The organism is Microbulbifer mixtoriginis (SeqCode) (assembly GCF_052467515.1).
On record NZ_CP174314.1, the window covers coordinates 1,062,988 to 1,087,248 of the forward strand.

Consider the following 24,261-nt stretch of genomic DNA (forward strand, 5'->3'; position numbering starts at 1 on the left):
AGCAGTACCAAAAATTCTTTTTCCTACCTAGCAACAGTGACTAAGGAGATTGTCATGGCGTACAACGAAACACTAGCAGAAAAAGTGCGCAATTTATTACAGGGAAGTCAGGGGCTCTCTGAAAAACAGATGTTTGGTGGCCTCGCATTTATGTTAAATGGCAATATGGCTTGTGGTGTGGTTGGTGAAGAGTTGATGGTGCGGGTGGGGCCGGATAATTATCAGGATGCTTTGGCTGAGCGTTATACTCGCCCTATGGATTATACCGGTCGCCCTCTAAAGGGGATGGTCTATGTGGAGGAAGATGCAGTGGAGCAGGACCTCGATGAGTGGGTAAATCGGGGGGTGGAATTCGCGGGGTCTCTACCGCCTAAATAACATAAGGCAAAGAATTGAGATGCAATGGTAGCCAAGATTTCCTGGCTTTTGCACTTCGATTTTTATATCGATTCGCAAAAAAGAGTGCACTATTCTCGAAATATTTCGACAAATGACATTGAGATCGTTTATGCAATCGAGAGTGGTGTATTTCTTTTTTCCTTTTTAATTAAATGTCTATTTATTTGAAAACTTCGTCGCGAACAACTTGTATCACCTATATTCAGCGCCGGACGTTATTAGAACAAGGGTGGCTGTTTGTTGTGGGTAGAGACTGCAGCATTTGGCAAGGATCGAGTATGTATTTCATCGAATTAAATAATGGCGTGGAGATTCCCCAAATTGGAATGGGGATGGCTGCGATAGGTAGTTGGCAGCAAGATGGCGGTTTTGTCACCGAGGTAATCCTAAAGGCCATGGCAATTGGCTATAGGCATTTCGATACGGCATCTTTATATGGCAATGAACGCGCCTTGGGCCGAGCTATCAAGGAGTCGGGTATCCCCAGGAGTGAACTGTTTATTACCAGTAAGGTCTGGGATACCGAGCAGGGAGGAAAGAAGACTCACGATGCTTTTGCACGAAGCTTGGAGCGTTTGAAACTGGAGTACCTGGATCTTTATTTAATCCAGTGGCCCGTTCCCGCTTATACACGGGAAACCTGGGAGGCGATGGAGGGGCTATACCAACAGAAAAAAGTTCGAGCTTTAGGGGTATCAAATTTCCGCAAATCAGATATTGAGCAAATAGCATCTTTTGCCGAAGTTCGCCCGGTTATTAACCAAATAGAGTTGCATCCATATTTCACCCAGCAACCACTAGTTGACTATTGTCAATTTCATAAAATTGCAATTAGTTGTTGGTCCCCACTGGGTACCGGGGGCTGGGCAGAGGTGCCTTTGGCTGAGAAGCCGATAATGGACCCGGTGATCGCTGAAATTGCTGAAAGGCATTCAGCTACGCCGGCACAAGTCATCTTAAAGTGGAATATTCAGCAGCATCGTATTGTTATACCTAAATCGGAATCTTTAGAGCATATAGGAACTAACTTCTTACTAAGCGATTTTAATCTGAGTAACTCCGATATCCAGTCGATTAACAACTTGAATTGTAACAAGCGGCTTGGCGGTGATCCGGATTATGTACACAAGAAAAATATAACTTTAAAAGTACCGGATTGAGGGCAGAGCTTAAATAACGAAAGAAGATAAATTATCTATCCTGCCGTTGTGTCTATAACTCTGTAAAGGAGTTTATTATTTTAAGCGGGCCGCGAGGGAGTTATTTTTCTTAATAGCTCATAACTTGCGATAGCACAGGCCGAAGTGACATTCATTGAGGAATTAACCCCATGCATAGGGATGTGCACCGTTGCATCGGCTATTTCCAGTATTTCGGAGGCAATTCCATCTTTTTCAGCCCCCAAAACCAAGCAGACCTTATCTCCCTCAACGACAGGGGCTTGACCCAGTTCAACGCTTCTGGATGTGATCTCTAAACAGATTATCCGGTATCCCTCTTCCCGTAGTGCTAAGGCGGCTTTTAGGGCATCTTCCTCGTGTTGATAGGGAATGTGCTGCTCAGTTGAGCGGGATACCTTACGGATCTTGGAGTTTGGTGGTAGCAGACTATCTCCAGCTAGGTAAATTTTCTCTACGCCCAGGGCATCGGCAATGCGAAAGAGCCCACCGATATTGCTGGGTGTGCGAATATCAGTGGCCAAATAGCAAAGGGGAAAGTTGTGTTTGCTGGGTGAATGATCGCTGTGCTCTTTCTGCATAGTTACCGCTGCTGAAAATGACTACTAACTGCTGAGAGGTTCTTGGGAACTCTCTACCTGTGAGCCTATTTTAGCTTCTTCGAAAGAAGTATTCCTCATGCGCTCCACTAAAGAAGGCTCCTTGCTGGCCTTTTGGCTTTGTATCTGCATCGCTTGGCGATAAACCTTGTCGGAGACAATAAATTCTTCGGCTCGTTGATTAATTTCACTGTAGCGGGTATTGAGTTCGGAAATTTTATTGGAGAGATGCTCCAGGTCGAGAATGCGATCAAAGTAGAGGGCAATTAACCGCTCACATTCTCTGGCAATGGCTAGGTATTCATTACCCACCTGGCGGTGTCCCTCATAGTTTTTCTTAAAGTTGAAGAAAGTCTGTACTCCCCCCAGTAAAGCAGCCAGCAAGGCTAAAGCGGCGCCACTCCACTTGGTCCAGTCAGGAAGTTCCGCATTGATTAGGGAAAAGAATAGAGAGCCGAGGAATAAGTTGACCACCACTATGGGGACTCCGCAGAGCACATGCTGATTGCGCCCCTTCATAGATGCGCGGAAGTGGCTGTGCTTACACAGATGGGCATTCCAGCGCAGTTTGTCCAGTACTGCCACGGTATTCGGTATCGTGCTCATGAATCCCTTCTGCCTCTTTAGTGTTATTTTTGGAGGGCGATAGTTTGCCGGATAAAAATGAGATGTACAGGGTGGAGCAGGGAAGATTGGGATTGATGTGTTTAATTTACACACTGAGGGTTTAGTGGGCCTTGTGCTGGCGGTTAGTGAGCACCCGCCTTACAAGGCCTCAATTTGAGGGCTTCAAATAGGAGCTGGCAGTGAATTGCCTAGAAGCTATACGTTACGCCGACAGAAGACAGGTTGGCCTTCTCTTTTTTAATCTCGTAGATGGTGTGTTCCAGGTTGATGCCCCAGTCACCGTTCTTCCACTTAACTTCAGCACCGTAGTATGGGTTGCTGCCGCTGTCCTTCTCATTACTCCAGCTATAAGACCTATCGTAGGACTCTGCATATAAGAGCTCGCGATCTAGGCTGTATACGCTGAGGTTGCCGGAGTCTTCAGTCTGGCCGCTGTTATTTTCATTCCATTGGTGTACACCAAAGCGAACTCCGGCATTTAAGTTTTGTTGAATTTGCGTCGAAAGGGTTAATCCTAAGCTATAAGAATTGTATTTGGATTCCTGCTGACTTCTGAAATCGTAGTTTTCTATTAATACTTCATCTTCATTGTGCCACTCGAGGCCGTGAGCGCTCTGTTCATAGTCTCTGTGGATATTGCTGAGATTCGCTATACCGCCTTCGAAGGCAATATAGTTATTTACCTGATAGCCAACAGTCAATGCGTAGCCGGTTGAGTGGAGGTCCTCTCTTATCGCAGTGGAGTCTTCGCTATCAAACTGCATATTACCCAGTGAGGCTTTTAGGTAAAAAGGCTTCTCCTCTGCGTAAACGCCGCTACTAACTAATGCGATTAGGGCGGTGAGAGCGATATGATTCAAGGGGTACCTCAATTCAGTCAGTCGACAGGCGCTTGGGTGTTAGCAAGCGGTAAAGATCGTAAAGTCATGATTGGCGCGCATTGTACATCTGTACAAATTAAGCGTTAAGCAGAAAGGGTCCTTCATTACTGGATTGAAGCGGAAATTCTCATTGCTCTGACACTAGGCTTGTCTTTTGGTGACGGCGGTTGAGCCCTTCCCTCATGACTACTAGGTCTGCTTATTTAAATATGCCCCCTTCCCGGAGTATTTTCTTCAGGTCAAGGCTGCGAAAGCCCCTCGATTTCTTGTATTTTGTGCAGCTCCAGATGAGAGGGGTAGCACTGCTCACCAAATTCACCTGGGGAATAAATCAATAAGAAAGTTAACCCTTCTGGCTAGGGGGGAATTGGGAGCTGGTATGTCGATTGCGCGGCAACAATTTATCGTCTTGGGGCCGTTACTGGCTGTAGCGTTTTACATTTCTTTGACTCTACTGGGGATGCAGTATCTTCCCGCAGTGACGGCAGCGATCACCCTGCTAACAGTGACTTGGTGGGTAACAGAGGCGCTTCCTATTCCCGCCACTTCTCTGGTGCCATTTGTGCTTTTACCCCTATTTGGGGTGACAGATCATAAGACTGTTGCGGCATCCCTCGGTAGCCATGTAATTCTGCTTTTGATGGGCGCTTTTATTCTGTCGAAAGCCCTTGAAAAGAGTGGTGCCCACGAACGGTTGGCTCTATATATGTTGCGTATCTTTGGGGTATCTAGCGGTAGGCGCTTGGTGCTCGGTTTTATGCTGGCCGCTGGTTTCCTCAGCATGTGGATTTCCAATACCGCCACAACCCTGATGATGTTACCCATTGCCCTGGCAATTCTCTCTCGTATTGATAATCAGCGCCTCACTGTTGCCCTGGTTCTGGGGATTGCCTATGGAGCAAGCCTTGGAGGCGTGGGGACGCCTCTGGGGACACCGCCCAATGTCATTTTCATGGGAATATATGAAGAGGTCACCGGTCGGGAGTTTAGCTTTCTTGGCTGGATGAAGATCGGGGTACCGGTTGCCCTGGTAACTTTACCGATAATGGCCCTCTGGCTTACCCGCAATGTTCACCTGAAGAATGAAATTGAGCCGCCCCAAGTCGGTGAGTGGCGGGCTGAGGAGAAACGTACTCTGCTAGTGTTCGCCATCGCTATTTTCTTCTGGGTAACCCGCAATGCACCGTTTGGTGGCTGGAGCGATTGGCTGGGGATAGGAGCGGCGGGAGACAGTACTGTAGCTCTCGCTGCAGTGGTGGCAATGTTCCTGGTACCCAATGGCAAAGGGGGGCGCTTGCTGGACTGGCAGACAGCGGAAACCATTCCCTGGGGCATGTTGTTATTGTTTGCAGGTGGTATAGCCCTGGCCAAAGGATTTTCAACATCTGGCTTGAGCGACATGCTCGGTAATGGATTGTCCTTTCTTACTGCCATGCCACTATGGCTGATGTTGGTGATTCTATGTTTGGGAGTTACCTTTCTTACAGAGATCACCAGTAATACAGCCACAGCGACTCTACTCATGCCCATTCTCGCTGTGGCGGCGACCTCTGCGGGCTTTGAACCTATGGTATTGATGATCCCCGCTGCCATGAGCGCCAGCTGTGCCTTCATGTTGCCTGTTGCCACGGCCCCGAATGCCATTGCTTACGGGACTGGTAAAGTGCGTATACAGGATATGGTTCGCGAGGGGGCGGTACTCAGTGTGACCGCATCGTTGATTATTGCTGGGATGAGTTGGTTGATTTTACCGGGTTGAGTTCACAGGTTTCTCTAGGGCTGATATCCATTACTTTAGAGTGGGTGGTAAGTGTTTTAAACTCCGCCCCTTTGAGCCTAATAAGGTTATGTACCGGTTACAGAGTGTGAATGGCGTAATCGGAAAAACATGCGGTACAGGAGGTAGATGTGAAGAAAGCTGAGTATAAAATTGCCGTCGTGAAGTCTGGTTTTTCCAGTTTGGAAGAGGAAGTTACCCAGCTGCTGAATGAGGGCTGGAAGCCGATTGGTGGCTTGGCGTTTAATGCGGGATACCCCTACCAAGCGATGGCGCGAGTGGTGAATGTTACCAAGCCTTCTGGCCATTCACAAAGCCAGGCCCAAGCGTCATCTGAAGCTGAACCTACCAGAAGGCAATCCTATGGTGCTCAGGATGCGATGCGTATGATTGATGAGCTCACCTGAGATTATTGATTCGTAGATTGTTATGCGCTGATGCATGGAGGCAACTTTACATCCCTGCGGTGATCAAGCCAATTATAAGAGCTCCCCTACTGATTAACGGCCTTCTAAAGAAGGTGGGAGAAGAGGCTATGATAGGCTCACTCCGATAGCCTGGACACACTGTGGTCCTGTCAAATGTGCTCACCGCTAACTTCATCACTCGTACGACATGCTTTAGCTATTAAAGGATATTAAGCATAAATGCGAAATTTTCTCGATATTGAAGCCCCCGTCATTGACCGTTTCGGCGGAAAGAAAGGCCTTACGGCCAGACTCACAAAGCCTAAACCCGCTAAAGAAATCTCAGCAATACCCAACAGCCAATGGTTGTCTGCGGCTTCTCGGGCTGTATTTCAGGCGGGGTTTAGTTGGAAAGTCGTGGAGAAAAAATGGCCGGGGATAGAGCATATTTTTTATGGCTTTGATTTGTCCTTTTGCCGATATCTCTCTGAGGAAGCGCTGGATGACTTAATGCGCCAGGAGGGCATGATAAAGCATTGGACCAAAACCCGCTCAATCTCCCGGAATGCAGACTTCTTCTGGCATTTATCCAATGAGAATGGGAGTCTGGGGGAGTATTTTGCTAGCTGGAATACGAAAAACTATGTAGAGAATCTCCAGAGTTTACGCAAAGGTGGAGACCGACTGGGAGGCAAAACCGCCCAGGTTTTTTTGCGTCGTATGGGGGTGGATACACTGGTCTTTGCCAGCGATACTATTCGTGCTCTGGTGAGAGAGGGGGTAGTAGATAAATCTCCCTCTTCAAAAAAAGACTGGGCCGCACTACAAGCAGCTATTGAAACTTGGCAGGCACAGTCGAACCGCAGCTTAAATGAGATTAGCCAGATATTATCCTTATCTGTTGGGTAGTTGGTTAAGCTTGGTAGATGGAGCCCACTGCTTAAGCAGTTTAAAGAGTGGGCTCAGATCATCAGAATTGTAATAACACTAGAACTGGTTTAACTATGGCTGAGGACGAACACGAAAGTCTACAGAGAGCTCCGCCTCATAAATAACCTCATCAAATGATTTATCCTGGCCAGAATCAATATAATTGCTCTCAAAGTTACTGCTGGAGTCACGGAAAGCGGTAACAACAACCTCTTCTATAGCCATGGCGCCTTCAGTAGCTCGGTAGTGTATGTTATCACCGCGAATGCCTATCGGTGTCAGCTGGACACCAAGCGCCTTTTCATAATCCGCTTTCTGTTCCAGAATATCTTGCAGAGCCCTGGATTTAACTTTCTTGTTAAACAAATGCTTTTCTGAATGCTCAAATGTGGTGTTTGCTATTTCAACTTCTCTATTTTGATCTGTGAGCTGCGCAATACTGTGGAGTTGGCTTTCCTCGTTGATTGAAATAGTTACGCGGTTAACAACCTTATAGCTCTTGGGCTTCTTTCCCATCCAGCCATATTGGGGTGAGGAGGAAAATTTTGAGCTTTTAATATTTGCTCCCTTGATTCCAGCCTCTGTCAGGCTCTGATGCAATTTGGAACGGAGCCTGTGATTGGCGTCAATTGCATTTGAAAGTAGCTCTTCTTCCGTTGTGACAATCAAACTGACAATGGCCTTATCGGAGTAGGCGGTTTCTTCCGCGCTGCCACGGATGGTAACAATACTCTCCGCCGGGTGGAGGAGTCCACGTAGGTCCTGGGGTGTACCTCTAATTTCTGGAGCTGCCAGGCAAGCACTAGATAAGAGCAAGCTGATAATTAGTAGTGGTAGTTTCATTTCACTATATCCTTGTTAGGTTTTTACAGGTGTACTACTTATGTGGTGGAATATCGATTTATTTCATGGGTGTATATTGTTGCCAGGCTCTAATAGCTTGAAGAATGATTATTTTTGTTAAAAGTCGTATAACCTAGCAGCTTTCTATCTCAATCAAAGTATATAGATTGCTTACTGAACATTAATAAAAAATACCTTGATTATTTGTTTGCCTTCACTTTTATTGAATTGTATCTATGATTTTTTAATAAGTTATCTTTTGGTGACTGTTCGCATCAATGTTCAATACTTTGCATTGTATTTTTGCTCTCATGTTGCTTTATCAAGACCTTTTGTCTTTTGCGGCTTGATCTATGTCACGGTTTTTGTGGTGAGTGTATCACGGAAAGTCGATTGCATAGCTAATAAGGTCGCGTTGGCTTACATGTATCTCAAACCAAATAATAACTATATTTGTAGCGACTTACGGGATAAATAAAAATCATGGGAGTTCTTTTTAACAAAAAAATATTGGCCCTGGCTCTCACTACTCTGCGGGCTTAACAATCATTAATAGAAATGATTGGTCTTTGAAAATGAGTGGCTCAGATAACCGTGGCTGGGACTGGGCTTGCGGCAATGGTCACGTGGTCAATATCCGTGCTTTTTACAATCCAGATAATGAAAGCTATGGTGCTCTATGTACCAGCGATTGGAATGACTGGATTGGGAGTTCACGTGGTCAGTTGGGCACAATTGCGATAAAAATGTAGTGGAGTGATTCACTCGAAGGCTATTTTAATCATTTTGTACTTCTACTTTAGCGATGGTATCCAATGGAGGAGGCCATACGGTGGTACCTCTAGATGAGGAGACCAACCTATCAGTTATTGTTTCTCCTAAATACATAGAAGATTCAGATATGGAGCGCTACTTTCGTGATGAGGTTGGTGCTGATCTTAATGATGTAGATGCTTTTGATGAGGGATGTAGTTCAAATTGGGAGGTTAATTGTTTTCTCTCTTATAGGGCCCATAAGAGTGAATATGATAATGATGATTATCCCATTATAGAGCGCCAGGCTCTTTATTCCGGTAACGGACTGGATTCCTCTTTTTTAACTCGTGTGGGAATTACCAAGGTTAATGGTAGTGGCAGCATTGATGGTGAGGGCTTTAAATGGTTGGTTGAGGATAATAATTGCCAAATTAGTGATCCTCAGTTGATTGGCTTAAGAAATGGTCGTTATTTACTCGGTTATGCTAAATTTCAATGTATTTCGGATAATCTGAAATTTGATCGAATTAATAGCCCTAACTCTCTGCGGTTATTAGTCCCAAAAGCGTATTATGTTTTAGATATCGATTCGGATTTGAATATTCTTGAGGGCCCAGTTCAACTTCCTAACCATGGTTGGGGAGGGATAGATGAACCGATGTATTTAGGTGATGGTGAGGTAGCTTGGAGCTACATTAAGAACCCGAAAATTGAAAATTATGGTGGTGGTCAGCAGAATGTGTGGCAGGGAATAATTTATCATTCCAAAAGTACCAATTAAGCCCCTCCGTCAAAAAGGATAGTAAGTTTGTGCTCAGTAATGTTGCTGGGGCATTTTCTATAAATGGTGGAATAAGTTTTATGTTTCTGCTTGAACTCTGCAAAACTTATTTTTTTGTTTGATAGGTAAGCAAAGTTTCAAGGTATATTTTCTAAATTAGACTGGCCTTCCTTTGCCAAAGCGGTGCCTGCTGAATATCTACTGTATTAGCCCGTGAAGCTCCAATCCTTTCCTTTCTGGAGCTGCTGGTATCATTAAGTTAAAGCGGCAGGCGGGTAGTACCTCCTGGAACAAAATAGACTCCAGCTATGGAATCGAATACTTCGATTTTGCACAGACGTCTGCGATGTAATTCATCTCATATTTTGGGTTTATATCCATATAGAGCGTTTGCCTAGCACCCCATACCTTTACCCCGTCTTGAATATCTTCCTCAGGGGAATGCATAGTTGCCCTAATTTCTATAGCGTTTTTTTGAGAAGTCTAAGGATGTAAATGACTTGATGATACCTCGTAATCTTTACTAAATGGGCCTGGTGGAGGGTGAGCCTCAATAGGCTTGGGCAGACTTTCTTTCTTGAGAGAGGGGGGGGGAATAGAGGGGAATAGTAACTTCAATATTCCTTGCATTGGGTTTATGGATCAGTACCGATCAAGGCAATTTTGATTTGAGTTAATTCGATTAGCAGCTGGTAGTCAAATGTATGTGACTGGCTAGTCCGCAAGCCTGTCGCCCCCGGTTCTCGTTTGGCGCCCTAAGTCCTATATCCGTTGAGCATCCCCGGATAACTTTCCCTGTCCAAAAATGACTCCGGCCAATAAAAATAATTTTTTGGGAAGTGTGATCTAGAGCCGGGAAATAAATATAAGGAAACAACAATGACTCTTTGTAAACGACTAGGTGCGAGTCTCTCACTCGCACTGGCTGGCCTATTTGCTTCCGTATCTGCTGCGGCAGATAACTGCTATATCCTGGTTCACGGACATGGTACCGAAGGGCATATAAAACAGCGCACCAACTCCCAGGGTAAGTTAGAGCAACCAGCCCTAGATTATTGGAGTGAAGCTTTCTTTGATAAATATAACGGCAGTAATTTTATTGAGCAGCTGCGAATCAATGGTGGCAACTATGGAGTTGTAGGTTATAACTCCACCGATGAAGGTGAAATGCCTTACTGGCATGATGGCACAGCTGGCGAAATTGCCAGGCAGATTATCGATATTCGCAGCGGTAAGGGAGATGGCTATCAACATGAGAATCAATGTAAAGCCGATGATACTTTTTGGGTGATTGCCCATAGCCAGGGCGCTGCACAAATGATGTACTTATCTGGTAACGCAGTGCCTGGGTCTCCTTATTACAATCGTGCTTATAATCAGTTTGATAGTAATACTATTACTGAGAGCAATAAGGTTTGTACTGGTCGCTGGTTTTGGAAGAGATGTAAAACGGAAACCAAAACCAGAAATGTTGCCGGTTTAGATGATCGCTATGCTGTAGAGGTCGACTTCGACAAAGCTATGAATGGTATTGCTGCGATCTTTACCACTGGAGGGGCTATTACAGGCACCGAGTTCGTCGATCGCCTGTGTAATGGTAGCTGGATCGAAAGCGTGGTTAACGACCTATTTATCGGTCGTGAATGCTCAGCGGTACGTTATCTGCAAACTAATGATGTGTACTCCGTGCGCAACTATGTGGGCACTAACTTGGCATCGCCCGTATATACCATTGGTGGTTATGCTGGCTTCCCTGGTGTTGCAACCGCAAGTTCTATATTGCTTGCTGGTGAGGACGATGGTTATATTAATCTCGCATCCCAGATGAACTGCTCCGGTTCTGCCAAGCGTAATCTCTATTCAGACCTGAAGGAATACAAAACCTTCCTGGGCATTGCCTATGGCAGCGCTATCTTCTCCTGTGACAACGATCACAAGGGCACAGCGCGTTCATATAACCTGGCAAGCCTCTATACTGACCACGATGCACAGCGTAATGGTGGCATTATGTCCCCAGATTATACCGGCATTCCTAATGGTCTGAACTGCGGTATTGGTAAGAACAGCGCTGGTCGTATTGCTGCCTGTACTCAGTAATTTTTAGATTTACTTTTGTGCCTTTTTTGGCACATTAGGGGGCTTAATCGCTTCCTGCTTCCTCACAGGATAAAGCCCGCTTATTTATAGCGGGCTTTTTTTAGGGAAAGTTCAAGGTGGGTGGTATCAACCGTTGTTACTTACCAGTGCCATTCGGTCATCTTTTCCTTGGAAATGGTGCGTATTCCAAAACGTTAACTATCTATATTTTTTATTGTATGGGGCTTACCGGAATAGTTCGAAGAACTCATTCCTGGGAAATATATATCTGGCAGTGCCAGTCAGTAATCTCTCCAGATAGTCTCGCTCAGTGCAAATATATCCTTTAAAGAGTATCAAATAGAATAAAACTGATAAGAGTTACTTCATATATTCACCTGTATTTAATATTTTATTTTTTGTCCGATTGGTCATAACTATAGCTTCTATCATTGGAGAGTGGGCGATGTAGTCCTCCTTACATTTGGCTTCTCAAGTCAGTCGTGTTCTAAAGGACTAGTCTTGATAGAGTGTCTTTGGCAGTAGTCTTATGGAGCGGCTTTATGGGCAATCTTAAGTTGGCAGCGGGTGTTGAAATCCCTGCTATTGAAGTGGCCAAGCTGGGTGGTGGGAAAATTCAGCTGGGTAAAACGGAAGGGAGCTTCCCCTGGCAAATGGTAGTGGTTTATCGAGGTAAGCACTGTCCGCTCTGTACCAAGTATTTACGGGAATTGAATGTGCTGCTGCCGAGATATCATGAAGAGGGCGTTTATGTGACAGCTGTGTCAGCGGATAGCGCCGAGAAAGCGTCTGAACAAATGAAGGAGGTCAAACCAGGTTTTCCGATAGGTTACAATTTATCCATCCCTCAGATGCAGCAACTTGGAGTCTATATCTCCAATCCCAGGTCTCCAGAGGAAACTGATAAGCCTTTTGCCGAACCCGGGATTTTTGTGATTAATGAGGCTGGTAAGCTGCAAATCGTTGATATTTCTAATGCACCCTTCGCCAGACCAGACTTGCAGACCTTGTTGATGGGGATCGAGTTTATTCGAAATCCGGAGAATAACTATCCAATTCGGGGAACCTACTAAAGTCCCTAAGCTGGGGCCGAGTTTCTTAGAATAACGCAATAAAAACCCCATTGGGATGTGAGATTTTTATTGCGAGTTAACGGTTAACTTTGTAGCTATTTATCAATTCTTTTTAGAGTGTCAGAGGTTTGCCATAGAACCCAGTTTGAGGCCAGTGACATTAGAAATTATTCAACTCTTCACGTAGGTCGTGTTCCAGCTCCTCAGTGCCGGTAATCCAAACGCTTTTATCTGGTGCAGGAAATACGCCGACTTCAATATTATCTTTTCTCAAGCCGGGGAGCCATTTCTTCAGAAACTGTGGCAGGGGAATACTTTTAGGCGTGAGTTCGGTTTCATCTTTAGCATAAGCGCTAGCAAATTCTGACGTAGGCCATACGGGTAAATATTCAAAACCTCCGTCCTCATCGGTATGTATTTTGAGGAAGCAGTTTTGGTTATCGACTAATATCCAAATTTCCCGCTCTTCACCGATTGCACTCAAGAAATATTCGTATCGGTCTTCACAGCTCTGGTTAATTACTTCATTTAGATTGGGAGTACTCATATATAAATTCGCAATGGCTGATTGGTAGCAGGCTGATATTTACAGGCCTGCTCGAATAAGTGTGTAACTGTAACACAGTCAATGCGAGGCATTATGCGCGAATACAAGATACTGTCCAGATGGTTTGATGTGTTGCCCGGTAGTGGAGAAGAGCGGGAGGGATTCTATAGAATATAGGTCTATGAATGGTTTGGAGAGTAAATCGAAGTACTCTAAATAAAATTCTGGCGGAAGGCTTGTTTCCAATACCTCTCTCTATGAGCGACAACTTTTCTTCTTTTGTAATTCATTGGTCAGAAACCTGTTGCGAACTCTACCATATAATACAGTATAAAACCTCAATAAAATCAATTAGTTACAGATTGGCTTTTACAGCAGATAACGCTCAGATTTGCTCTATCAAACGACGTTTATATTAGATAGGTACTTTATCTGGTGGCTTAGCCTGTTTTTGACCTAGAGCCTCTAGTTGCTATTAGAGAAGCTCTGTCAACATTGGAGCTTGTTTATACAAGCTAGGGGCAGTTTATCATTGTGCAATTTAAGTCATGAGTCGATAAAGCTTCAGTTTCCACTGTTACTGCTCTTGTCACAAAGCTGTGATCAAGAAAGGTATCGAAAAGGGCTTTTGCCTGTGACTCTGAAATTCGGGGCAGCCATCAGAACATCGAGACCAGTGCCGAGTATTTCCTCGGCAAAGTTCTTGTGATGGCCGGGTAACCGCGAAAGCGGTTACCGAAAAGATCGCGCCTACCGGCGATTGTTTGGCCATGTTATGTGGCTACTCCTGATTTCATTAAAGACATGGCGGGCCAGTTTCGCTTGCTGGAGTTTGGCAAAGTTGAATTACTATCGAGGAATTGCAGTTCCTTTAAGCAAGCCGCTCAAACTCTTTCTTCGACATATACTTCGCAGTAGGGTAGTAGGGCCCCATGACCAGGCTGTCCATAGGCGCGGGATTTTCCTCAGTAGGTACCGGAATATTGAGGGGGGAGTTCGGCCAGTCGTAGTTGCTCAGTGACGCCTGGTAGCGTATGTAGACGCAGTTGACCCAGCTGCGAGCGCCGATATAGTGCCCCTCGCCGGCTCCGAACTCTATCCATTTGACGCCGTGCTCACGGTCTGCATTTTTGGGCCGATCGATCGCCCGGCTCATGACGATAGTGAACTTACGATCCTCAACCAGTGGTATCTCTTCATCGAAGATTGTCGACCAGCCCAGACCCGACGGCGCTGTGCCCCCAGTGGTAAGAGACCAGTAGCGTACCTGGGTTTGCTCTTCGGGCCAGCTCACCTGACCATGCTTGGTTTTAGGAAAAGTCGGCATCTTACCTTCGATCACCACGACCTCGCCAAAAGCTAGCGAGAACAGGCCAACCATGTATACAGTGTCGGGGTTGTTCAGCCATGCACCTTCATTGCTTGCAGGGCAACGGATAACCCGCTTGATCGGATCGGGGATGAAGGCGCCTTTGACACTGTAATCCATATTCCAGAATCGCTGGAACATGGGGGCGGGCATAGCAGGCGCATTGACCCGGTCCCAGGAGTCCTCGATCAATTGAAGCCATTCTTTAGTCGGGAATTCCTGCTTCTGCCCCTCCTTAGAAGCCAATAATGCACGGCACATTCTCTCGCCTGTTAGCACCACATCGTCGCTGTTGTACAAGCCTTCTTCACTCTGGATCGGGGTCTCCGGAAGGTGCAGCGTGACTGTTGGTAGGCCCAGCTCAACTGGCAATCCACCCTCCTCAAGAGGCGGCATGCGCACGTTGCCTGTGCCATCATAGCCTTTGTCGGGCATATAGTTACGAAACGCGAGGTGGATGCCGGCTCGCTCAGAGTTGGTACCGGTATAAAGTGTATTGGGGCGCGGCTTGCGAGGAGCCTGCCCCGAGCGGATATATACGGTGTAGCGTCGGCGTTCTGTCGGTACATCGCGTCTATTGGGCGACATAAAAGGGTTGATTGAGCCCTCATCGGGCACGATTTGGTCGTCACGCAGGTAACTACCGTTCCCCTGTACTCCGCCCGGCAAATTGTTTGCGATGGTGAGTGAGAAATAACGCAGGTGACCGTAATGTCCCCGCAGCTTCAGGTAAGCGCCTTTTGGCAATTTGAACTGACCGACGAAATAAGTGGAATTTTGATCCGGGTAGGCATTCGCGACTTGAATATCCTGATGCCCGCGCAATAAACCGTAATCGAGCCCCTTTGGCCCACCCCAGAAGCAGCTTAAGCGCTGGTAACGCCAATTAGTGACCTCGACAACAGTCATGGGTACCGGCGTGAGTGCAGTCGTGTCGCCAGGCAAGGTAGTCGGCTCAACCTCTTCCGTGCGTTCAGGTGTCACTTCATCGTTCTTCATGGGGAGTCTCCAAGTGATGCTGCGCCTCGGCCAGTAGCCTAGGGCCCCTGGGCAGAGCGTTTGCATGTGAGTTTTATTAGTGTCATTTTGTTATCTGGGGGGACATCAAGTGAATTGGGCTCACTTACAGCGTGAGAACCTATAGCATAGAAATTTAGATTTATGCTTGCTTTACGCGACATTTTTCATGCGATGACATGGCAGGCTTGAGCGCACCTTTTCGTCGCTTTTTTATTTGCAAGAAACTATGAGATTTTGTCGAAAGCTAGCCCTCCTCTACGAGTACGCTGGGTTCCAGCAAGATAGAGTCGTACAAGTCATTGCTACTCCCTCAGTTCAACTAGCTTTATGAAGAGCGCTTCTTGAGGCTTGACCACTAAAACGAAAGCGAATTTAGCCGATTTCGTACTCAGCGACATTGAACTTCTGCCTGAGGCTGTTGAGTCGATCGATAAATTACATATTTGGTAAATTAATAAATACAATCATTTAATAGCTGCCTCATCAGTCCGAACTATGAGGTATGGGGTTTTCAGGAGATAGGCTAGGTTGGCTGAGGGGATTATGTTCAAGCGCTCTAGAAAAAAGCGTTTGTATTCTTTTATTCTACGCTTGCACCAACCATGCCGAGCAGGTACTGGTGTAGCTGCTTAACCGGGGAGCGGCCCATAAAAAATACCCCTAAGCTCTCGCAATCGCCTCCTCCTCTTCGATCGATACTTCAGCGGACCAGGCTTTATCATTGGCGACTAGGGTGCATAGTATGAGTGGGCAGCTGTTATTGATGACGCCCGCGTGAATCAGGCCAATACGCTGACCACCAGCATCTAACTCTATAGCCAAAGGCTAGCGCCTAATTTGGTTCACTAAATACTGACGTCCTTCCGCCCTTAGCTTGTAGAACCATTCACCACCGTTAGATTTGTGTCTGGGTGCAGTTTTAGGATTCTCATGTCCGGAAATCATCATGGCTTCATGGTTGCCTAAAACACTGAGGTCGGGTTTGTGATCAATAAGCGTGAGTAAAGACTCGTTGTGAAGGCCTCTATCGATCAGATCTCCAAGGTAAAACAGAAGGTTGTAGAATAGATCGAAAGTACCTCTTGCAGTTGTTTATTTAATTGATGAAAGTGGCCGTGAACATCTCCAACACCTAAATCCCGACCAAATTGGTTTATTCAGATCTCCTTCAGCTTATAGTCCACATAATTGCAAGGCTTGGGCTTGGTCTTGGTCTTGGTCTTGGTCTTGGTGCTTGAGATTAAGTGTCGGTAAAACCCCATCGTAAACCAGGTTGGATACCGTCAGGTCTTCATCCATCTCCTCACCTTGTAGCGGTATGGTTTTGAGTTTTCTACGTAGGCATCTGCCGGATTTTACTGATTTCCAGTTATGGAGATGATGAAGTGAGGGCAGCTTACTGTGCCTCTAAGCGAAGCATACCGAATCGAAGATATCCTTAAGTGTGTATGGAATTACCTTTACCAAGTTTTCATGAAACATCCCTTAGATGTTGGGAGAGTCGTCAGCATGAATAAAACTTCATTACCTCCAGTGCCGAATTATATCTAAAACTGGTATTGGAGCAGTATGTAAACAGAGGCTATTTCAATAAATCACCTGAAAAAAAGATAAGTTCTGCCTGATCTTGTAGAGAATCATATACGTTTGTGCCAGAAATATTAGTCTTAATTTATCGCTTTTCCGCTTGCCTTAGCTGAGGTGAGACTTCAGACTCGCAGCTTTTATTGATGCGCATGGATAAGTAACTAAAAATTAAATGTGGTGATGTGAAGTATATAATAAGGGTGTCAATTCCATTTTTTCTGTTTGTTGGCTTATCCCAGTGAGGGGGAGTAAATGATTCATATTATTGGGCCACTTAGAGCCCAAATCCCCAATACTTTAAAAACCCAAATAATGCCTGTGACTATATAGTGTGGTTATGCAATCACTTTCAGGTTCATATCGACAGGATTTGAGTGAAAATCGCCCTTCTGACCCTCAGATATTTCATTGTGGATTCTGCTCAGCTATGTGGTGTCCCGTTTTTGCGAAGATATACGGAAAAAGACCTGGGTTCCGCCACTATTCAAGTTAGCCAACTAAACAGCATCACCGAGGCCGGCCCGGCTGCACAGATCACTGTATAAGAAACGGTATTGACAGATAAGAACTACACCTAACAACACCATACCCTACGCCGCCCAGGGCCTAATAGACCCCGCCGCCAGTCTTAATCTGGCCCTGGATACAGTAGACGCACTGCTACAGCTGGAAGTGCTCAATATACAGAACGATCCACCGGGCTCCGCCATCAATGGCGATCGCTATCTTGTCGGTACCGGCTCTGGCGCCTGGTCCGGCAAAGACGGCCAGCTTGCCCGCTATGTGGCAGACCCCGGCTACTAGCAATTTTTCCCGGCAAAAGTGGCCCTGAATAAAGCGGACGGCTTGCTGTATGTAAATGGCAGCAGCGGCTGGCAAATTGCCAACCGCCCGGCGATTTTGACACAGATTACTGGGGATACATCGACGGATTTAGCGGGGGTGGTTAAGCAGATGTTAGGTGCTTTGAATGGGCTCTATTGGGAAAGCCAGACTATTTAAAGATGCAAGTTTAAAATGCAGTTGAGCTATGGATATAGACTATGAAGTCACCGCAAAGCACCATCGTATTAGATGTAAAAACCGGCTCAAGAGGCCGTATCGTGAAAGTAACGCCCTTCATTTGCGTGGAATATTTCCACGGCGAGACAAAGTCCTCCACATTTGGGAGCAAGGCTTTGTTCTGGGAAACACATTTGAGCATGTGATGGCTCTCCGGCCTGAAGGCTGGAGCTTATGGGCTCTAAGCCGCAACCGTCGCTATATCGGATTTACGCCTGCCGCCATCAACAGTGATTGCTACCCCTTCCGTCTTTAACCCCATCAAGCTTATGTTTTTTGTTAATCACGTCACAAAATCCAGAGCAAACTTCTCGATGTGATGACGCGCAATCGATTTGTGCGGGTCCTCAAAATATAGTCCAATAATTTTTAATTATTTGGGAATGTTTGGCTCACGAGCCCTGAAGCAACCTAAAAAGGTCACGGCATCCAATCGTACACTGGGTACAGATACGACTCTGAGGGCCGCACACTTAGTAAAACGCTTATTTCGTAGGGGCCTCCAATTGAAGTTCTCTTGAAAATTTTGATTTCTTCGTGAATGTATCTAGGAATGATAAGAGATAGTTTTGAAAAAAATATTTAATCTATTTTTTCGGTGCCTTGGGGTTTTGATGCTTGTTGATTTAGCGCATGCTGGCCCAAAATATTGTTCAAATCCAGGGGCTTACTACTGTGCTTCAATAGTTTTTGATCCGGTATCCTCTGATATTTGTAGTTCAGATCCTCTAGGAGCAATTATTGTTGGAGTAAATTACAGTCAGTTGGATATGGATCAAGCTGCAGGTATGACTAATAGCCCGGATTGGAGCGGTCCGACAGGCTGGGATTATTACGGAAAAACAGAAAATCCTAATTTAAGTGGTGGTGTTTCCGCTTGGATTTACTACAAAAAAAGTTGGACTTATATAAAAGATTCATCGACACGAAACCATATTGTAGCAGTTAGATTATATGACTGCCTGCCATGCGAATACCCATACTCTTGGGACCCTCTAGAAAGGCGGTGTATGAAATATTGCCCCCCATCTCGCCCCATTCTAAATACTGAAACTGGACTATGTGAATCTGAGGGGCCCCAACAATGTGAAATTACCGAAGGTAATCCGGTGGTGGTGGCAACAGGAGAAAAAGTTCAGTATGAGCTTCCAGATTATCAGTCTATAGGTGATTTTCCATTGGTATTCAAGAGGAATTACAGAAGCCAGAGAGCGATTGATGCTAATCCTATCTATAATTATCAGTTCCTTAATGTAGACGCTACGGATCTATTTACAGATATCACCAACTCATCGTCTGGTTGGAAGAAATACTACCAACCGAGTGGTTATGTTTCGGGGAAATCTTATTCCGGGTGGAATCAGTCTGAGAATCCAGATGGTAGCCAATCTTATATTCCCCCAGAAGTAGGGTTCAAACAGTGGCGTCATAACTACCAATATAGTTTGTGGATTTCTGAAGATGGTGTGTCTGCCAAGTTGCGTAACCCTAATGGTGAGGATTTTAGATTTTCTAAGGATGGTGATTTATTTGTTAGTAGTCAGCTCAATGGAAAGAATCTGACTCCCATTTTTATCGATAGTATCAATACCGGTTGGCTTTATAGGCCAAAGAGAGGTGTATCTCATACCTATGATTTAGAAGGTAAGTTAGTTCGTGTAGAGAAAACAGCTGATATCTACCACTCGCTTGAATACGATGATCAAGGGTATCTTGTTAAAGTATCTCACAGCCTGGGTGGGGAAATTGTGCTCTCCTACAATGCTAAAGGCCAGTTGTCTTCTATAGCCCCAAAAGACCAAAAACTTAAGGTGAGTTATAGCTATGATGGAAGTGGAAACCTAAATTTGGTGACATTTCAAGAGTTAAATTCTGATGGTGAAGGAACTGCTGAGTACTCTAGACAGTACCATTATGAGAGTAACCGCCATCCATATGCACTCACAGGTATTACGGATGAACGTGGTATTCGTTATGTAACCTGGGTATATGACGATATGGGACGTGTTACTAGAAATTCACTGGCGAATGATAATGGGACTTATACCTTTGGGTATCCTAGTGAGGGTAAAACTAGCGTTACTAATCCATTAGGAAAAAAAACTGACTATTTCTATAGTCTGACTTCAGATACCAAAAGACTCTATAAGGTTGAAGGCCAGCCATCTGCCAGCTGTTTAGGGGCTACCCGGACTATAAGTTATTACTCCAACGTTTTGCCACATAAGGTTACTGATTGGGAAGGTGTTCAAAATTTTTATGAGTACAATACTCGAGGGTTGGAAAGAAAGAAAATTGAAGCACCTTTTGATAAGGCTCAAAGAAATATCTATACCGAATGGCATCCTACCGAGCCCTGGCCTGTGAAGATTACTACTGAGAGTGAAATCATAGAATATGAATATGATTCCAATGGAAATATCCTCTCTGAAACTAGAACTCAAAAATGAAATTATTGAGTTCTATTGTTAGTTATAATATAAGGTTGAGACTTGTTTTGAATATTATTAAAAATTTATTCTTTGGGCTATTAGGGCTTTTTGTTCTTGTCGCCACGACGCATGCTGATCCAAAATATTGTTCGACTCCGGGGACCTACTACTGCGCTACTAGAGTTTCGGATCCGGAAACCTCAAATAGTTGCAGTTCAGATCCTCTAGAAGCAATTATTGTTGGAGTAAATTATAGTCAGGCGGAGATGGATGAAGCAGCAGATATGACTAATAGCCCGGATTGGAACAATCCGACAGGCTGGGTTTATTACGGTGAATCAGAAAATCCTAGTTTAAGTAATGGTATTTCCGCTACGATTTGGTACCGTAAAATTTGGACTAGTACAAAAGATTCATCGACACGAAGCCATATAGTAACAGTTAAATTGTATGACTGCCTACCATGCGAATATCCATACTCCTGGGATCCTCTAGAAAAGCGGTGTATGAAATATTGCCCTCCTTCTCGTCCCACTCTAAATTCCGAAACTGGGTTGTGTGAATCTGAGGGCCCTAAACAATGTGAAATTACCGAAGGTAATCCAGTTGTGGTGGCAACAGGAGAAAAAGCTCAGCATGAACTGCCAGATTATCAGTCTCTTGGTAATTTTCCATTGATATTCATGAGAAATTATAGAAGCCAGAGAGCAGTTGATGCTAATCCTATCTATAATTATCAGTTCCTTGATGTAGATGCTACGGATATATTTACAGAGGTGGCCAACTCATCTTCTGGTTGGAAGAAGCACTATCAACCGAGTGGTTATGTTTCAAATACACCTTATTCAGGGTGGAATCAGTTAGAGAACCCAGATGGTAGCCAATCTTACGTTCCCCCAGAAGTAGGGTTCAAACAGTGGAGTCATAACTACCAATATAGTTTGTGGATTTCTAAAGATGGTGCGTCTGCCAGGTTGCGAAACCCTAATGGTGAGAGCTTTAGGTTTTCGAAGGAAGGGGATACATATGTTAGTAGTCAGCTCAATGGTAAAAATCTAACCCCCATTTATACCGATAGTATCAATACCGGTTGGCTTTATAGGCCAAAGAGAGGTGTATCTCATATTTACGATCTAGTGGGTAAGTTAGTTCGTGTAGAGAAAACAGCCGATATCTACCACTCGCTTGAATACGATGATCAGGGGTATCTTATTAAAGTATCTCACAGCCTGGGTGGGGAAATTGTGTTCTCTTACAATGCTAAAGGCCAACTTTCTTCAATAAAGCCAAAAGACCAAAGGCTAAATGTAAATTATAGCTATGATGATCGTGGTAATCTCACTGTGGTTACATTTCAGGAATTTAATGTAGATGGTGAAAAAACTGTAGAGTATTCCAGGCAGTATCATTATGAGAGTGGCCGTCATCCATATGCGCTCACAGGTATTACGGATGAGCGTGGTATTCGTTATGTAACCTGGGTATATGACGACATGGGGCGTGTTATCAAAAATTTTCTGGCCGATAACAAGTCGACCTATATTTTTGAGTACCCTAGTGAGTACAGGACTATTGTTACTAACCCATTAGGCAAGAAAACCGATTACGTTTATGGTTTGTCTGGCAAGCTCTATAGCGTTGAAGGGCAGCCTTCCGCCAATTGTTTAGGAGCAAGCCGGTCTATTAGCTATTACTCCAACGGTTTACCACATAGGATTACTGATTGGGAGGGGGTCCAAACTGCTTATGTGTACAATAGTCGGGGGTTAGAAACGATGAAAATACAAGCAATTTTTAAGGATGGTCGGAGAACAACTGATACCGAATGGCACCCTACAGAGCCCTGGCCTGTGAAGATTACTACTGAGAGTGAAATCATAAAATATGAATATGATTTCAATGGAAATATCCTCTCAGAAACCAGAACTCAAAAATGAAAGTATTGAATTCTATTGTTAGTTATAATATAAGGTTGAGATTTGTTTTGAATATTATTAAAAATTTATTCTTTGGGGTATTAGGGGTTTTTGTTCTTGTCGCCGCGGCGCATGCTGATCCAAAATATTGTTCGAGGTCGGGAACCTATTATTGTGGTGTAAAAGTGGATGATCCTGCATCGCATGAGGATTGCCGGACGGATGTGAAAAGTGCATTTATTCCCGGGGTAAATCTTCATTGGAGAGAGTTTGACTGTTCCGGTTGGAAAGGCCCGTCAGATTGGGTTTATCAATATGATATTGCTCTCAGCAGTACGGAGGAATCTGCAGGGGTTTATGGGAAGCAGCTTTATTGGAGGACTTGCGAACTTACTGACGGCACAATAAAGAAGATTCAATCTGGTGTCGTGTATATGTATCAGTGTCAAACTTGTGAGCATCCTTACTCCTGGGATCCTGTAAAAAACCAGTGTATCAAATATTGCCCTCCATCTCGTCCCGTTTTAAATGAGGAAACTGGGCTATGTGAATCTGAGGGTCGCCAACAATGTGAAATTACCGAAGGTAATCCGGTTGTGGTGGCAACTGGGGAAAAAGTTCAGCATGAACTGCCAGATTATCAGTCTCTAGGTGATTTTCCATTGGTTTTCAAAAGGAATTATAGAAGCCAGAGGGCGATAGATGCTAATCCTATCTATAATTACCAGTACTTTAATGTAGATGCTACGGATCTATTTACAGAGATAACCAACTCATCGTCTGGTTGGAAGAAATACTACCAGCCGAGTGGTTATGTTTCGGGAAAATCTTATTTCGGGTGGGATCAGTCTGAGGATCCAGATGGTAGTCAGTCTTATGTTCCTCCAGAAGTAGGGTTTAAACAATGGCGTCATAACTACCAATATAGTTTGTGGATTTCTGAAGATGGCGCTACTGCCAGGTTGCGAAACCCTAATGGCGAGGACCTTAGGTTTTCTAAGGGTGGTGATTTATTTGTTAGTAGCCAGCTCAATGGTAAAAATCTAACTCCCATTTTTACTGATAGTATCAATACCGGATGGCTTTATAGGCCGAAGAGAGGCGTATCTCAAACTTATGATTTAGAGGGTAAGTTAGTTCGTGTAGAGAAGACGGCTGATATCTACCACTCGCTTGTATACGATGACCAAGGGTATCTTGTTAAAATATCTCATAGCCTGGGTGAGGAAATTGCGCTTTCCTACAATGCTAAAGGCCAGTTGTCTTCTATAGCCCCTAAAGACCAAAAACTAAAGGTAAATTATAGCTATGATGGAAGTGGAAACCTAAATTTGGTGACATTTCAAGAGTTAAATTCTGATGATGATGGAACTACTGATTACTCTAGACAGTACCATTATGAGAGTAGCCGCCATCCATATGCACTCACAGGTATTACGGATGAGCGTGGTATTCGTTATGTAACCTGGGTATATGACGATATGGGACGTGTTACCAGAAATTTACTGGCGAATGATAATGGGACTTATACCTTTGAGTATCCTAGTGAGAGTAAAACTAGCGTTACTAATCCATTAGGTAAACAAACAGATTATCTGTACAGTTCTTCATCAGGTAGTAAGCGCTTGTATGGAATTATAGGTCAACCCTCTACAAATTGTGTTTCGGCAACTCGAAGTATTACCTATTTATCAAATGGGTTGCCATACAAAACAACAGACTGGGAGGGCAATGAAACTATATATGGATATAACAGTCGTGGCCTTGAAAATGTAAGGTATGAAGCCTTTTATGATAATGCTCAGAGAAAAACTGATACCGAATGGCATCCCACCGAGCCCTGGCCTGTGAAGATTACTACTGAGAGTGAAATCATAGAATATGAATATGATTCCAATGGAAATATTCTCTCTGAAACTAGAACTCCAAAATAAAGTGATTGATTACAGTTAATAGCAATAGAGGAAGCCCTGAGTAAAT

23 protein-coding genes are annotated in these 24,261 nt (G+C 44.6%); 15 read left to right on the forward strand and 8 right to left on the reverse strand.

From position 1 onward, the window contains the following. The first annotated feature begins 54 nt into the window (after window positions 1-54). Window positions 55-378, forward strand: a complete 324-nt coding sequence (locus tag ACJJIT_RS04495; RefSeq protein WP_252082900.1) for a TfoX/Sxy family protein — start codon at window positions 55-57, stop codon at window positions 376-378. A gap of 299 nt (window positions 379-677) precedes the next feature. Beyond that, window positions 678-1,559, forward strand: coding sequence for an aldo/keto reductase (locus ACJJIT_RS04500; protein WP_444900102.1), 882 nt, complete (start codon window positions 678-680; stop codon window positions 1,557-1,559). Window positions 1,560-1,639: 80 nt separating this feature from the next. On the opposite strand, the gene ACJJIT_RS04505 is transcribed toward ACJJIT_RS04500, so the two are convergent. The 3 genes from ACJJIT_RS04505 to ACJJIT_RS04515 all read right to left on the reverse strand — a co-directional run bounded on the left by ACJJIT_RS04505 (window position 1,640) and on the right by ACJJIT_RS04515 (window position 3,663). Continuing rightward, window positions 1,640-2,158, reverse strand: a complete 519-nt coding sequence (locus ACJJIT_RS04505) for a TrmH family RNA methyltransferase (protein WP_444900103.1) — start codon at window positions 2,156-2,158, stop codon at window positions 1,640-1,642. A gap of 24 nt (window positions 2,159-2,182) precedes the next feature. Then, window positions 2,183-2,782, reverse strand: coding sequence for an SLATT domain-containing protein (locus ACJJIT_RS04510; RefSeq protein WP_444900104.1), 600 nt, complete (start codon window positions 2,780-2,782; stop codon window positions 2,183-2,185). Between the two features lie 209 nt (window positions 2,783-2,991). Next, a complete protein-coding gene (locus ACJJIT_RS04515; protein ID WP_444900105.1) occupies window positions 2,992-3,663 on the reverse strand; it encodes an outer membrane beta-barrel protein in 672 nt (223 codons plus the stop codon). Between the two features lie 400 nt (window positions 3,664-4,063). On the opposite strand from ACJJIT_RS04515, the gene ACJJIT_RS04520 reads away from it, so the two are divergent. The 3 genes from ACJJIT_RS04520 to ACJJIT_RS04530 all read left to right on the forward strand — a co-directional run bounded on the left by ACJJIT_RS04520 (window position 4,064) and on the right by ACJJIT_RS04530 (window position 6,777). Next, complete coding sequence (locus ACJJIT_RS04520) at window positions 4,064-5,443, forward strand: SLC13 family permease (protein ID WP_444884093.1); 1,380 nt, start codon at window positions 4,064-4,066, stop codon at window positions 5,441-5,443. 149 nt (window positions 5,444-5,592) lie between these two features. Next, a complete protein-coding gene (locus tag ACJJIT_RS04525; RefSeq protein ID WP_444900106.1) occupies window positions 5,593-5,868 on the forward strand; it encodes a hypothetical protein in 276 nt (91 codons plus the stop codon). Between the two features lie 240 nt (window positions 5,869-6,108). Continuing rightward, window positions 6,109-6,777: a DNA-3-methyladenine glycosylase I gene (locus ACJJIT_RS04530; RefSeq protein WP_252082888.1), complete on the forward strand. Its 669-nt coding sequence runs from the start codon at window positions 6,109-6,111 to the stop codon at window positions 6,775-6,777. Window positions 6,778-6,870: 93 nt separating this feature from the next. On the opposite strand, the gene ACJJIT_RS04535 is transcribed toward ACJJIT_RS04530, so the two are convergent. Further along, on the reverse strand, window positions 6,871-7,641 hold the full coding sequence (locus ACJJIT_RS04535; RefSeq protein WP_444900107.1) for an SIMPL domain-containing protein: 771 nt from the start codon (window positions 7,639-7,641) through the stop codon (window positions 6,871-6,873). A gap of 575 nt (window positions 7,642-8,216) precedes the next feature. Here ACJJIT_RS04535 and ACJJIT_RS04540 point away from each other — a divergent pair. The 4 genes from ACJJIT_RS04540 (at window position 8,217) to ACJJIT_RS04555 (ending at window position 12,348) form a co-directional block, all read left to right on the forward strand. Continuing rightward, a complete protein-coding gene (locus tag ACJJIT_RS04540; RefSeq protein WP_444900108.1) occupies window positions 8,217-8,393 on the forward strand; it encodes a hypothetical protein in 177 nt (58 codons plus the stop codon). A gap of 80 nt (window positions 8,394-8,473) precedes the next feature. After that, entirely contained in the window at window positions 8,474-9,178 is a 705-nt protein-coding gene (locus tag ACJJIT_RS04545; RefSeq protein WP_444900109.1) for a hypothetical protein, read from the forward strand. A gap of 879 nt (window positions 9,179-10,057) precedes the next feature. Then, window positions 10,058-11,275, forward strand: coding sequence for a hypothetical protein (locus ACJJIT_RS04550; RefSeq protein ID WP_252082881.1), 1,218 nt, complete (start codon window positions 10,058-10,060; stop codon window positions 11,273-11,275). Between the two features lie 542 nt (window positions 11,276-11,817). Continuing rightward, a complete protein-coding gene (locus tag ACJJIT_RS04555; RefSeq protein WP_444900110.1) occupies window positions 11,818-12,348 on the forward strand; it encodes a redoxin domain-containing protein in 531 nt (176 codons plus the stop codon). A gap of 160 nt (window positions 12,349-12,508) precedes the next feature. On the opposite strand, the gene ACJJIT_RS04560 is transcribed toward ACJJIT_RS04555, so the two are convergent. The 4 genes from ACJJIT_RS04560 to ACJJIT_RS04575 form a co-directional block, all read right to left on the reverse strand. Continuing rightward, window positions 12,509-12,895 carry a DUF2750 domain-containing protein gene (locus ACJJIT_RS04560; protein WP_252082877.1) on the reverse strand — a complete coding sequence of 129 codons (387 nt, stop codon included), beginning with the start codon at window positions 12,893-12,895 and terminating at the stop codon, window positions 12,509-12,511. 871 nt (window positions 12,896-13,766) lie between these two features. Beyond that, window positions 13,767-15,263 carry a hypothetical protein gene (locus ACJJIT_RS04565; protein WP_444900111.1) on the reverse strand — a complete coding sequence of 499 codons (1,497 nt, stop codon included), beginning with the start codon at window positions 15,261-15,263 and terminating at the stop codon, window positions 13,767-13,769. Between the two features lie 681 nt (window positions 15,264-15,944). Beyond that, window positions 15,945-16,106, reverse strand: a complete 162-nt coding sequence (locus ACJJIT_RS04570) for a hypothetical protein (RefSeq protein ID WP_444900112.1) — start codon at window positions 16,104-16,106, stop codon at window positions 15,945-15,947. Between the two features lie 3 nt (window positions 16,107-16,109). Further along, window positions 16,110-16,337 (reverse strand): metallophosphoesterase, encoded by a 228-nt coding sequence (locus ACJJIT_RS04575; protein WP_444900888.1) that lies wholly within the window; start codon window positions 16,335-16,337, stop codon window positions 16,110-16,112. A 908-nt stretch (window positions 16,338-17,245) separates the two neighbouring features. Between ACJJIT_RS04575 and ACJJIT_RS04580 the strand changes: the two genes are divergently transcribed. The 6 genes from ACJJIT_RS04580 (at window position 17,246) to ACJJIT_RS04605 (ending at window position 24,215) form a co-directional block, all read left to right on the forward strand. Then, window positions 17,246-17,416, forward strand: coding sequence for a hypothetical protein (locus ACJJIT_RS04580; protein ID WP_444900113.1), 171 nt, complete (start codon window positions 17,246-17,248; stop codon window positions 17,414-17,416). A gap of 94 nt (window positions 17,417-17,510) precedes the next feature. Continuing rightward, window positions 17,511-17,675, forward strand: coding sequence for a DUF2793 domain-containing protein (locus tag ACJJIT_RS04585; RefSeq protein WP_444900889.1), 165 nt, complete (start codon window positions 17,511-17,513; stop codon window positions 17,673-17,675). 18 nt (window positions 17,676-17,693) lie between these two features. Continuing rightward, window positions 17,694-17,873, forward strand: a complete 180-nt coding sequence (locus tag ACJJIT_RS04590) for a hypothetical protein (RefSeq protein WP_444900114.1) — start codon at window positions 17,694-17,696, stop codon at window positions 17,871-17,873. 629 nt (window positions 17,874-18,502) lie between these two features. Next, on the forward strand, window positions 18,503-20,383 hold the full coding sequence (locus ACJJIT_RS04595) for a DUF6531 domain-containing protein (protein WP_444900115.1): 1,881 nt from the start codon (window positions 18,503-18,505) through the stop codon (window positions 20,381-20,383). A gap of 47 nt (window positions 20,384-20,430) precedes the next feature. Continuing rightward, window positions 20,431-22,302, forward strand: coding sequence for a hypothetical protein (locus ACJJIT_RS04600; protein ID WP_444900116.1), 1,872 nt, complete (start codon window positions 20,431-20,433; stop codon window positions 22,300-22,302). Further along, complete coding sequence (locus tag ACJJIT_RS04605; RefSeq protein ID WP_444900117.1) at window positions 22,299-24,215, forward strand: RHS repeat domain-containing protein; 1,917 nt, start codon at window positions 22,299-22,301, stop codon at window positions 24,213-24,215. Before ACJJIT_RS04600 ends, ACJJIT_RS04605 begins: the two co-directional genes overlap by 4 nt. Window positions 24,216-24,261 lie beyond the last annotated feature (46 nt).